Raw genomic sequence first — 12,280 nt, forward strand, 5'->3', positions numbered from 1 at the left:
GTCGGGGTCTCGCGCTGTTTACCCGCATCACGCTCATTCAAGACATATCTCCCACCTAGTGGGACGGCGTGTCCATAACCCCGAACAGACAGCGATGCCCGCCGCTTCCGAAGAAGTGGCGGGCATCGACGCTTAGTGCACAGTACTGCTTATTTACCGAGTTTCCTGCGCTGCACTCGGGTACGACGAAGCAACTTGCGGTGCTTCTTCTTGGACATGCGCTTGCGACGCTTCTTGATCACTGAACCCATAGCGGGTGTCCCTCACGTTCTTCTATAGCGTTCCTGCGCACGCCGGTCACGTACGCCTGCGCCAAGCAACTGGCGCCTGGCCCTCGTTTTAACTAGCTCAGCGCCTTACGACACCAGCTTGCTGGTACGACAGTTGATCATCGTACCGGTGCGGAGTCACACGACATAAACCGAGCCTCCGGCACAGCTTCCGCTGTGCCCGCGACAGGGCTCACGCCGAACTCGTCCTCTCCGAATCGGCTGGCCAGCATCGGCTGGTCAGCCTGCGTCGAAGTACGAGGTTTCGAGATAATCGTGCACGGCTTTCGCATGTACACGGAACGAACGTCCCACTCGAACAGCGGGCAGTTCGCCGCTGTGCACCAAGCGGTACACAGTCATCTTCGACACCCTCATCAGCGTTGCCACTTCGGCAACTGTGAGGAATTGTGTTCCGGCCACAGCCGGTTTTCCGTCGTGGGACGAACCCATGGACGGCTTGTTTGCAGACACCATAAATCCACATACCTCCAGTACGACTCGCGCCGCCGGCTTCCCCTCCGGCGGAACAGACACGTACGTACTAACCCGAGCTTAGCTGTACTTGTGGGGTTAAAGCGACGGGTGTGGCGTAATGGGCGTCTATTCGACAGCTGCACCCATGGCCACGGAACGTGCCTTGGCAGCGTCGAGAGCGTTGTAGAACGCGGTCCGGATGCCACCTGCTTCCAGTTCGCGAACGGCGGCGGCCGTCGTCCCACCGGGTGAGGTCACGGCAGCCCGAAGATCCCCGGCACTGTCGCCGGTGCGATCGAGCATCGCTGCCGATCCGACCATGGTCTGAACAACCAGTTCCGACGCCACCGCGCGAGTGAGACCGAGACTGACGCCGGCATCGATCATCGCTTCGGCCACCAGGAACATGTACGCCGGACCGGAACCGGAAACCGCCGTGACAGCGTCGATCTGCGATTCGGGCACCGTGACGACCTTGCCGACGCTGCCGAGAATTCCGCGGACCAATTCCAGGTGCTCAGGCTTGACGTGTCGGCCAGGAGCCATGACGCTCACACCTTCGCCGACCAGCATCGGAGTGTTCGGCATGACCCGAATCACCGGGAACCCCGCCGGCAGACGCGTTTCGTAGAACCCGACCGGGATACCGGCGGCGAGCGAGACGATCAACTGCTCGAGGTCGCCGTCGAGATCCACCTTCGACAGCGCGGTCAAAGCTGCCTCGACGTCGTTCGGCTTGACGGCGATCACGATGACGTCAGCACCCTCGGCCGCGTCCTCGATCGTGGTGACGCGGATGGAGTACTCGGCGATCAGTTCCGCCACGCGCGGCTGATACTGCTCGGCAACAACCAGATCCTTGATCGCATGGCCGGCTTGCAGCAGCCCGGAGATCAGCGCCTCGCCGATCTTGCCGCCACCGATAATCGCAATTCTTGTCATGCCGTCAAGCCTGCCACGACACCGTCGAACCGGATTACCGGGGCATCATGGCCAGCTGCCTACTTTGCACCACCACTGCCCCGGTGGAATCGAGGATGTCGTGATCCTCTTCGAACCACGTGCTGCCCAACACATCCGAACTCGCCCGCACCCGCAGCCAGCCCGGCGCAGGCAGCCGGCGCAGGTACGTCGTCAACTGCACGGTCGGCGCCCAACCGAAAAGTCCACGGTTCATCGTGACCGGAGCGCTGATGTCCCCGGCCATGATCGCGAACAACACCGCGGTGTCGACGTCCGCTTCGTCGTCGGGCCGAGCGCGCACCCACATCCGCACCTCCGGCTCCCCCTGAGCGCCGGTGAGAAAATGCGCGGACGTCGTGTCGATTCGCATGTCGCACCCTTGACCGACGTGCACGATCTGCGCCATCGGATGATCGCCCTCTACTGCGGCGGCATGCTCCGACGGTTCTGCGGGCATGTCGTCGATCGACGAGGCGCTCACGAAGGCAGGCACATCGCCGTCGGGAATGCCGAGGGTGACCGCGGCGCGGACGGCAATCCGTCCGCCTTGACTCAACTCGACGTCGACGAGAGACACCTGGCGCCCTTGTTTCTGCACTGTCACCGCTAGATCGACGTCACCAGGATCGGGTGCGGCAAGGTAATTCGCACTGACGGCAATAGGTTGCATTGCGCGTACATCGTTGTTGTCAGACCCACTGTTCGCGGCACCGGCGTCTCGCAGCGCCGCTCTCGCAGCCGCCGCGCACACGGCCATCATGGACCCGCCGTGAACCTTGGGACCGATGGTCCAGATGGGGTCGATCGTTGCGCGGAAGCGGCCGTCGCCGAGCGATTCCAGTCGGTTCAGATCACGAAAAGGGCTGCTGCTCATCAATTTTCCTTCATCTGGGTTGTCACGTGCTGTGCAGGTGGCGTGAACTTTGTGGATCCTGATCCGAGGTCTTGGTGCGCAAGGCGTCGTAGTGCCGTCAGGACGGGTTCGTACATCGCTGTCCCGAGAACCGCGTACCGGACTGCCTCCTCCGTCGACCCGACGGGCATCAGATCGATTTCCACCTCGGCGATTCCCCGAATGTGTTCGCCGTAGGCGCGCAGTCGTTCATCGCTCAACGTCAGACCTGCGTCTTCGAGACCGATCAGCGCTTGCTCGAGATGCGCGACGGCGACGTAGCGCGGGTCATAGACCTGTCCGAGAAACTCCAGAACCTTCCGCGCCCGTGGAAATTCGCGTATCGGATCTGGGTCGACGTGGGGTGGCAACTGCGCGATGGCCCGTCCGATCCGCTCGAATTCGGTGAGATCCGTCGCCGAGATCAGATCGAGAATCGCGCGAATGCGAGGAATGGAGAGGCCGGCCCCGGACAGCGCTCTGATCAGTCCGAGCCGACGAACGTGGTCGTCTCCGTACTGAGCCCCGGTCGCACTGGTGGGCGCGCCCGCCATCAGCAGACCCTCACGCAGGTAGTACTTCACGGTGGGCAGAGCCACACCGGACCTGGCCGACAGTTCGGAAATCTTCATCGCTCTCTTCGCCCTCGTATTAGATACCAATACTATCTAACTGAACTCCGCCCCTGATCCAGACCCCTGCGTGGACTATCGTCGGACGTTCTAGCGAACACTAAAAGACGCGAATACCAAGAGATGCGAACACCAAGACACGATTGTCGAGCGGAGCTCACAGACACAATGGCAAGAAAAACTTCGGCGGCCTCGGACGAGGCGTGGCGCACCGTGGAACCGTTGACACTCACACCGCTCCTCACCGCAGCCCTGGCCACCTTCCACGAATTCGGATACCACGGCGCCTCCGTCCGCGACATCGCCAAACGCGCCGGCGTCACCGTTCCGACGCTGTACTACCACCACGAAAACAAGCAGGGCATCCTCGTGGCCTTGATGATGACCGGCATCGAGGCGGTCACCGCCCGGGCGCGCGAGGCGGTCGACGCTGCCGGCCCCTCCCCTACTCGACAATTCGGAAACCTCGTCGAAGCCTGTGTCCTGCACATGACCAGCCGAACGGATATCGCGTTCCTCGATTCAGAACTGCGCTACCTCGAGGATGCAGAACGAAAGGCCTATGCGGCCAAGCGAAAGCACCTCGAGAACCTTCTTGCCGACGTGCTGACAGCCGGTGTCGAACAAGGCGAGTTCACCGTCACCGACATCGCCGGCACCGGACGCGCCATGCTGGGAATGTGCCAATCGGTGGCGCTCTGGTTCCGACCCGACGGCCCTCAGACGCCTTACGAGGTCAGTGTCTTCTATCGAGAAATCGCACTCAACGCAGTAGGCGCGGTCGCCTCTGCCTGAATTGGCCGGGTCAGTCGAACGTCACATCTGTTCACTGACACCGAAACCGGGACGCGCCGATGGTCTCGGGTCCACACTTGTAGATAGAACGACGGGGTGGACCCGAAGACCGAGGGAGTTCTTGAAGTATGGCCGACAACAATCCATTTGTTCCTCCTAGTGCGGTCGACGTCGACCTCTCTGCGGTCGCGTGGGGCGCGAACCGGACGATGTCCGATTTCGAGACCGGGATGTGGCGGATGGAAGAAGCGCAACCACAATTGCGCTCACCGATCGTCGCGGTAGAAGTCCTCGACCAGGCTCCCGACTGGGATCGCCTCCTCGAGGCCGTCGAATGGGCGTCGCACGTCGTACCCCGCATCCGGATGCGCGCTGTCGACCCTGCCCTGAATCTGGGCAACCCGGTGTGGTCGGTCGACCCCGAATTCGACATCGGGTACCACTTGCGACGCGTCCGTCTCCCCGCTCCGGCAGATTTCGATCACGCGCTGCGTATGTGCAGGCACCTCGCGACCGAACCGTTCGACAAGGCTCGCCCACCGTGGAGTGCACTGCTCATCGAAGGGCTCGACGACGGCCGCGCTGTCTTCGTCGTCAAAACCCACCACTCCATCACCGACGGTATGGGCGGCATCCAGATGATGACGCTCCTGCACAGCAGGCGCGCCGATCCCACACCGAACAAACCTGATCGCACTCCGCCGCCGGCGGAGCACCTGTCCTCGATCGGCGCTTTCGGCGAAGAAGTTGTCGGCGAGATCCGTCGTGCGCCGTCCCGCGTGGCACGCCTCGTCCGCGGCGCCACCAACATCGCGGCCACCGCGATCACGCAACCGATCAGCACTGCCACCGAGGTCTTGGATTACGCCAACTCACTGCGCCGAATTGTCACGCCGCCCGCTCGTTCCGGTTCTCCGCTACTCCACGAACGTGGTCTCGGCCGCTGGTTCGGAACCTTGGAAGTTGGTGTGCCCGAACTCAAAGCGGGCGCAAAAGCGGCCGGCGGTTCACTCAACGACGCGTACGTCGCAGCACTACTCGGCGGATTCCGTCGCTACCACGACGCGTTCGGCCAATCGGTGCAGAGCATTCCCATGGGTATGCCCGTCAGCATGCGTACCGGTTCGGATCCGTCCGGCGGCAACAGATTTGCCGCCGTGCGCTTCAGCGGCCCGATCTCCGAAACGGACCCGGCAAAACGAATCCGCCAGGTCCGCGAAATCGTCCTGAACCTTCGCGAAGAACCGGCGCTCGACGCGATCGACCTGGCCGCGCCCGTCCTCGCTCGCCTGCCAAATCAGCTCCTCGCGAGCTGGTATCTCTCCCAGTCCACCGGACTGGATCTGCAAGCGAGCAACGTTGCCGGCGTTCCCGTCCCGGTCTATCTTGCCGGCGCGAAGATCGAGCGGATGTTCCCGTTCGGTCCGGCACCTGGCTGCGCTGTGATGGCAACGCTCGTCTCGCACGTCGGAATCTGCTGCATCGGAATCAATATCGACACCGCAGCCGTCACCAAACCGGCATTACTCATGCAGTGCATCCAAGACAGCCTCGACGAAATCGTGGCCCTCGGAACCACTGCGGAAGGTGCGTGAGTCATGACCACCGACGTGACCCAACAGAATGTCTACCTCACCGAGCCGATGACCGAAGCCGAAGCCGGCGTTCTACGAAAGTGGTTGGCCGACAAGGCTCGCGCCACGGCGCAGCCGTCCACCACCGTAGCGATCACCGATCGCACCCTCGGCGAACTGGCCCGCCGCACCGACGACCCGATGCTCGCACCGCTGCGAGTGGTGTGGCTACCCGATACCCAGACCGAACAGAATGTCGTCGGACGCCTTCGCAACGCACTCGCCCCGCGCGATCCGTTGCACCCCGGACGGAGCGCGCAACGACGCACGCTGCGCACCGACCCCGACCGGTGCCGGGTCATCGAGGGTCAACCCGCCCCGCTCAGTGACCTCTCGCGCCGCCTCGACGAGAGCGGCGGCGGATCGCTGCCCGAGTACATCCGCCGTCAGGCTGCTCTCTCCCTCGAGCGAGCAGAACTCGACTTGATCGGCGGCCAGTACAAGGTGTCGCGATTTGTCGTCGACGAAATCACCGACACCCGGCGCTTCACCACCGAGACCATGGCCCTTGCCGACCGCCTCGGCATCGCTGTCGCCGAAGTGGACCGGCGTGCACGCGAAGCCCTCGAGGAAATGGTCGCCACCCAGAGTCGCCAGGCAATCGCGGTGTGGGATCGCTTGGGACGCTACTTCGCTCGCGCGTACACGATCGACGTCGACACCAGCCGATTCGAAGAACTTCGGGAGCTCAACAAGGAACATTCGCTGGTCTTCCTGCCAAGCCACCGCTCCTATCTCGATCCGCTGGTGCTGCGCCCCGCTCTGATCAACAACGGACTCCCGCTCAATCACGTGATGGGCGGACTCAACATCAGTTTCTGGCCCATGGGCTCCATCCTCAAGCGCAGCGGCACGGTCTTCATCCGCCGCAGTATCGGCGACGACGAGGTCTACAAATGGTCGATGCACGAGTACATGCGTTACCTGCTCACCAAACGATTCAATCTCGAGTGGTACATCGAAGGTGGCCGTGGGCGCACCGGGAAGCTGCGTCCGCCGCGCTTCGGGTTGATGACGTATCTGGCCAAGGCTTTTCACGTCAGTGGCGCCTCCGACGTCTATCTGGTGCCGGTGGCGCTGAGCTACGACCAACTCTACGAAGTCGGTGCCATGGCCGCCGAGGCCCTCGGCGCCGAGAAGAAGCCTGAAGGTCTGCGCTGGATGTTCGGATACGTACGCGCGCAAGGCAAGCGAGAAGGCGTCGCGCACGTGACGATCGGGCGACCGCTCTCCTTTGCCGAAGCACTCCGGCAGGAACCCGACCAGCGTCTGGCCATTCAGAAGGCCGCTATCGAGGTGTGTCACCGCATCAACGAGGTAACACCGATTACGGTGTCTTCTCTTGCGATGCTTCCCTTCCTCGGAATCGAGGATCGCGCGCTCACCGTCACCGAACTGACTCTCATTCTGACTCCGCTGTTCGAATACATCACGGCCCGCAAACTGCCGCTCGCCGGCGATGTGGAGCTGGACGATCCGTATGTCATCGAGAAGGCACTGCAGACGCACGTCGACTCGGGCGTTCTGATGCACTTCGACAAGGGCGGCGAGAAGGTCTTCTACCTCGGCAAGGATCAGGGGCTTGTTGCAGCGTTCTACCGCAACAACACCATTCACTTCCTGGTTGCCCGGGCAATCGCGGAACTGGTACTGCAGGCTGCAGTGGACGAGCAGTTCGCCGACCCGATCCTCGACGGCTGGAACGAAGCCAAACGCATTCGGGACCTGATGAAGTTCGAGTTCTTCTTCAGCGACCGCGACACCTTCGAAGAAGAGATGCGCACCGAACTGGACCTGATCGACCCCAGTTGGAGTTCGGTCACCGCCGACCCGAACCGCACAGCGCACATCATCGAAGGCGTTCGCCCGTACCTGGCACACCGCGTACTGCAACCGTTCCTCGAGGCCTACCAGGTGGTGGCCGATCAACTGGTCCTCGCGCCGGTATCGAAGTCCTTCGACGAAAAGTCCTTCACCCGCAACTGCATCGACGTTGCCCACGAACGCCGGCTACGCCAGCAGATAGCCAGCAGCGAATCGGTATCCGGCGAATTATTTGCCACCGCACTCAATCTGGCGCGCAATCGCAATCTCGTGGAAGCCGCGGACGACGGAGTCACCGCGCGTCGGATTGCCTTTGCCGAAGAACTCCGGGTATTGGTCGACCGGTTGCGTCGAATCCGCGAACTCGCCCACTCCCGCCTCGACGCGGCAACCAGATCCTATGGCGTCACAACGACTCCCAATCCCACCCCCCACGAGGAAGCAGGACCGTGACCGGACTCGAGCGTCTGCACGCCGCGATCAAAGCGGCACCATCCGGACCAGACACCATAGCCGCGTTCGACCTGGACGGCACCCTCATCAGCGGGTACTCCGCGAGCGTTGTCTACCGTGATCGACTGCGGCGCTTCGATATCAGCCTGGGCGAACTGTTGCGAACCACCGGCGCCGCCATCGACACCCAGTTCCGCGGTGCCGACGTCGGCGCGCTCATGGACATCGCCGTCCGTGCGCTTGCCGGCCGCACCGAGGAAGAACTGAACGACTGGGGCGAGCGGCTGTTCAAGCAGGAAATCGCCGCGATGATCTACCCGGACGCTCGTGGAATTCTCGCGGCGCATCGAAAGGCCGGTCACACCATTGTGATGGCGACATCGGCCACGCCGTTCCAGGCCAGAGGCGTTGCCGAGGATCTCGACATCGAAGACGTACTGTGCACGGAAATCGAAGTGATCGACGGCATGCTCACCGGCGAACTGTCTTCGCCGGCGCTGTGGGGTCCCGCGAAGGCCGACGCACTCGCGACCTACGCCGAGAAGCGCGGCGCTGATCTGCGGAACGCTTTTGCGTATTCCAATGGTGCCGAGGATGTCCCGATGCTCGAATCCGTCGGTCGTCCCGTCGCCCTGAATCCGGATCGCACCCTGGCGAGCGTCGCGAGGCGCAACGGTTGGCCCTCCGTCACACTGCGCAAACCACAACGCGGCGCAACTCCCCTCTCGACGGTGCGCACCGCCACCGCGATGGGTGCGCTGGCCGCGACAGCCATGGTGGGCGCGTCTGCCGGATTGGTGACCGGCAACCGGCAACTGGGAGCCAACCTCGTGGGCACCTACGGCCCGGACATCTCCCTGTCACTACTGGGCATCGACGTCGAGATCGACGGTGAGCACAACGTGTGGGATCACCGCCCCGCCGTCTTCATGTTCAATCATCAAAGCTCACTGGACCTGCTGGTACTGGGCACCGTCATCAAACGCGACGTGACGGGAGTGGCGAAGAAGGAAGCCGCAAACGATCCTCGCTTCATTCCGATCGGCGCACTGTTGGACGTCGCCTACATCGATCGATCCAACACCGCCAAGGCAAAGGCGGCATTGCAACCGGCTGTCGACAAGTTGAAGAACGGTGTCTCGATAGTCATCGCCCCTGAGGGAACCCGTTCCGCCACACCAAAACTCGGGGCTTTCAAGAAGGGTGCATTCCACCTGGCCATGCAAGCGGGCGTTCCCATTGTGCCGGTCGTGATCCACAATGCCGGTGAACGCATGTGGCGTAATTCCCTTGTCGCTCACCCGGGCCCGGTCTACGTTTCGGTTCTCGACCCGATCTCCACCGCTGACTGGCAACTCGACGACCTCGATTCCCACATCGAGGAAGTCCGCTCACAGTTCGACGCAGCACTCACTGCCGGGCATCGCTGAACGCCCGGAGCAAACTCACCGGGCCAGGTGCTCGCGTGCAAACGCGAGTGCCTGCGCCAGCATCGAGGACCGCTCCCGCCGCGTGCGCGCATTCTGGGTATTGATCTCGAGGACGGCCTGGCCGGTGAAGCCTGTTGCGGCCAGGTGCCGGCAGATCTCGGCGCACGGTTGCGATCCGTGACCGGGGATCAGGTGCTCGTCCATCGACGCGCCTCGCCCGTCCGCGAGATGCAGATGCTGGAGCCCCTTGCCCATTCTCGCCGCCAGTTCGAAAGCGTCCATGCCCGCAGTGGCGGTGTGCGACAAGTCGAGTGTGTAGTGGGAATGATCGGAATCGGTGGGATCGTACGACGGACTGAACGCCGACAACGCCGCCCCCGGACCACCACGCTTACGTAGTCTCTCGGCCGAGCGGTCCTTGCCGCCGAAAAAGCTGTCGGCACGCATGGGAAACATATTCTCCACAGCTACGACGACGCTGCTTCGCGATTCCAGGTCGACAACCTGATCGGCAAAGCCGTCGGCGTACTTGCGTTGCCACCGAAACGGCGGGTGCACCACGACGGTGGTGGCGCCCAACGTCTCCGCAGTGCGGACGGACCGCTCGAGCTTCTCGATCGGATCGGCGCCCCACACCCGCTGCGAAATCAACAGACACGGCGCATGAACTGCCTGCACCGGAATCCCGTACTTGCGGACCAACGCCGCAACGCCACCGACGTCCTGGCTGACCGACTCGGCCCACACCATCAACTCGATACCGTCGTACCCCAAGTCCGCCGCGTAGCGAAACGCGGCTTCGGTGTTCTCGGGATAAACCGATGCCGTCGACAAGCCCACAGCGATCATCGTCGGATCAACCCGAGGTCAACAAGAACGCCAGCGGACCCAAGGTCACGATCATGCCGACAACGACCGCAATCACAAAGCTCGTGATGTCGTCCGTTTTCCGCAGAACTCGAACTACCGCCACCAGGCCGACGATGACGATCAGCGCAAGCACCAGAGCCACCCACGGCAGCATGTCCCAGAGCTTCTCGAAACCCTTGAACATCGCGCCGCCGATGATGAGCGCAACAACAACCTGGCCGGCCAGGATCGCCCATTCACGGATCGAGTTCCGATCGCCGGTGTCTTCTGCGGTGGCAGGCTCGGTCGATGCAACCTCTTCGGAAGCAGCAGGCTCACGTTCCGGCGCGGCGGTGGCGGGTTCCGAGGAACCGGCCGTATTCGCTGCAGCAGTCTTGGTGGGATCGTCGCTGATCGAATCCATCATCTCGGTACTGACATCAGCGTCAGCCGCGGTCGGCGCCACTCGCGGAGGCAGGATCGGCGCGCGCATCGACGGATTCTGGGCAACCTCGCGCTCTTGCCGCATGAGGTCACCCGCCAACGTCTGACCAGACAGCAGCGCAGGCTCCTGCGTCACCTTCGGTGGCCCCGCCGGAACCGACTTCCTGGCCGGGGTCTCCGCCGGCGGCGCGGGAACAACCGGCACAGCCTGGGTCGGGGCGGGAACAACCGGCACAGCCTGGGTCGGCTCGAGAGGCACGGCCTTCTTCGGCGTGACGGGTGCCCGGCTGACCCACTGACCCGGCGCGCTCTTGGAGATCGGCTTGTGAAGGTCGATCCTGGTGTCGTCCGGCTCGTCGTTCCCGACCGGCGGCTTGGCGTCGGTCACGGGAGCCGGGCTGGGCTCGGCAGACTTGGGCTCGAGAGACTTGGGCTCGTCAGGCTTGATCTCGTCAGGCTTGGCTTCAGGCTGTTCCGGTGGTGCGTCCGATTCGGCTGCCGAACGTGAACCGGCAGGCCGAACGATCGGAATTTCGCCGGTGAGCTCAGCTACGGAGATACCTCCGGCTACGCCCCTACGACGACGCCCACCTCGGGATTCGACCGTCTGACCGTTCCGCTTGAGCAGTTCCGCTACGGAAATCTGCTGACTGTCCTCGGCCATCAAGCACTCACCACCAATTCACCGCCCATTTCTGTGTCGAGCTTCCGCAGAATCAGACCCTCGCGCAATGCCCACGGACAAATTTCGAGTTCGTCCACTCCGAGCGCTCGCATGGCTGCTTCTGCGATGAGTGCGCCGGCCACAATCTGCTGCGACCGATCTGCACTCACTCCTTCCAATTCTGCACGGTCTGACGCCGTCATCCTGGATATGAAGGCTATGAGTTGCCTGAGTCCGCTGGCCGTCAGGGTCCGTTTGGCACGTGGCCCGGCTGCTGATGGGGCTGCGCCGGTGAGCCTGGCCAGGGAGCGGAAGGTCTTCGAGGTGCCGACGGTCCGGTCCCACTCGCCGGCTGCGCGGAGTTCTTTGGCTGGTCCGAGCAGTTCTGCGTCCAACCAGTCGCGGAGTACGGCGACGCGTCGCTTGCCGGGCGGGTCGGCTTGGAGCCAGTCGCGGGTGAGTCGGCCTGCGCCGAGTTGGAGTGAGAACGCGACGTCGGGATCCTCGTCGCCGCCTGCGGTGAGTTCGAGCGATCCTCCACCGATGTCGAGGTTCAGGATGCGTCCGGCGCTCCAGCCGTACCAACGGCGGACTGCGAGGAAGGTCAATCGGGCTTCGTCGACACCGGAGAGCACCTCGAGCCCTACGCCCGTCTCGGCGCGCACGCGGGCGAGCACGGCTTCGGAATTGTTGGCATCACGCACGGCGGAGGTGGCAAACGCCATCATTTCCTCACATCCGGACGTTTTGGCGATACCGGCGAATTCCCCGACCGTGGAGACCAGTCGATCGGCTCCGACGACGGTGATATCTCCGCGGTCGTCGGTGTTTTCCGCCAGCCTCAAAGTCGCCTTGGTGGAGCTCATGGGTGTTGGGTGGCCGCCACGGTGGGCGTCCACTACCAGTAGATGAACGGTGTTGCTTCCGACGTCGAGTACCCCTAGTCGCACATCG

General features: G+C 63.1%; 12 protein-coding genes. 4 read left to right on the forward strand and 8 right to left on the reverse strand.

Annotated features, from left to right (window positions below; genetic code table 11):
• Positions 1–149 precede the first annotated feature (149 nt).
• From FFI94_RS22540 to FFI94_RS22560, 5 genes are all read right to left on the reverse strand, one after another.
• Complete coding sequence (locus tag FFI94_RS22540; protein ID WP_003402602.1) at positions 150–251, reverse strand: 30S ribosomal protein bS22; 102 nt, start codon at positions 249–251, stop codon at positions 150–152.
• A gap of 258 nt (positions 252–509) precedes the next feature.
• Positions 510–746 (reverse strand): helix-turn-helix domain-containing protein, encoded by a 237-nt coding sequence (locus FFI94_RS22545; protein ID WP_003941845.1) that lies wholly within the window; start codon positions 744–746, stop codon positions 510–512.
• Between the two features lie 126 nt (positions 747–872).
• The gene (gene proC, locus FFI94_RS22550; RefSeq protein WP_138869766.1) at positions 873–1,688 is read right to left on the reverse strand and encodes a pyrroline-5-carboxylate reductase; all 816 of its coding nucleotides are present in this window, start codon (positions 1,686–1,688) and stop codon (positions 873–875) included.
• Between the two features lie 34 nt (positions 1,689–1,722).
• Entirely contained in the window at positions 1,723–2,583 is an 861-nt protein-coding gene (locus tag FFI94_RS22555) for a thioesterase family protein (protein ID WP_138869767.1), read from the reverse strand.
• Positions 2,583–3,233 carry a MerR family transcriptional regulator gene (locus tag FFI94_RS22560; protein WP_138869768.1) on the reverse strand — a complete coding sequence of 217 codons (651 nt, stop codon included), beginning with the start codon at positions 3,231–3,233 and terminating at the stop codon, positions 2,583–2,585. The genes FFI94_RS22555 and FFI94_RS22560 overlap by 1 nt, the downstream gene beginning before the upstream one ends.
• Before the next feature lie 168 nt (positions 3,234–3,401).
• Here FFI94_RS22560 and FFI94_RS22565 point away from each other — a divergent pair, with 168 nt between their 5' ends.
• The 4 genes from FFI94_RS22565 to FFI94_RS22580 all read left to right on the forward strand — a co-directional run bounded on the left by FFI94_RS22565 (position 3,402) and on the right by FFI94_RS22580 (position 9,369).
• Entirely contained in the window at positions 3,402–4,028 is a 627-nt protein-coding gene (locus FFI94_RS22565; RefSeq protein WP_138869769.1) for a TetR/AcrR family transcriptional regulator, read from the forward strand.
• A gap of 128 nt (positions 4,029–4,156) precedes the next feature.
• Positions 4,157–5,623: a wax ester/triacylglycerol synthase domain-containing protein gene (locus FFI94_RS22570; RefSeq protein ID WP_138869770.1), complete on the forward strand. Its 1,467-nt coding sequence runs from the start codon at positions 4,157–4,159 to the stop codon at positions 5,621–5,623.
• 3 nt (positions 5,624–5,626) lie between these two features.
• Complete coding sequence (locus FFI94_RS22575; RefSeq protein ID WP_138869771.1) at positions 5,627–7,939, forward strand: glycerol-3-phosphate 1-O-acyltransferase; 2,313 nt, start codon at positions 5,627–5,629, stop codon at positions 7,937–7,939.
• A complete protein-coding gene (locus FFI94_RS22580) occupies positions 7,936–9,369 on the forward strand; it encodes an HAD-IB family hydrolase (protein ID WP_138869772.1) in 1,434 nt (477 codons plus the stop codon). Before FFI94_RS22575 ends, FFI94_RS22580 begins: the two co-directional genes overlap by 4 nt.
• A gap of 15 nt (positions 9,370–9,384) precedes the next feature.
• Here FFI94_RS22580 and FFI94_RS22585 read toward each other — a convergent pair whose 3' ends face one another.
• The 3 genes from FFI94_RS22585 to FFI94_RS22595 are packed head-to-tail and all read right to left on the reverse strand — an operon-like array spanning position 9,385 to position 12,276.
• Complete coding sequence (locus FFI94_RS22585) at positions 9,385–10,218, reverse strand: sugar phosphate isomerase/epimerase (protein ID WP_138869773.1); 834 nt, start codon at positions 10,216–10,218, stop codon at positions 9,385–9,387.
• Positions 10,219–10,225: 7 nt separating this feature from the next.
• Complete coding sequence (locus FFI94_RS22590; protein WP_138869774.1) at positions 10,226–11,326, reverse strand: hypothetical protein; 1,101 nt, start codon at positions 11,324–11,326, stop codon at positions 10,226–10,228.
• Positions 11,326–12,276 (reverse strand): Ppx/GppA phosphatase family protein, encoded by a 951-nt coding sequence (locus FFI94_RS22595; protein ID WP_138869775.1) that lies wholly within the window; start codon positions 12,274–12,276, stop codon positions 11,326–11,328. The genes FFI94_RS22590 and FFI94_RS22595 overlap by 1 nt, the downstream gene beginning before the upstream one ends.
• Between the last annotated feature and the right edge of the window lie 4 nt (positions 12,277–12,280).

It is taken from the genome of Rhodococcus sp. KBS0724 (genome assembly GCF_005938745.2).
Lineage (GTDB): Bacteria > Actinomycetota > Actinomycetes > Mycobacteriales > Mycobacteriaceae > Rhodococcus_F.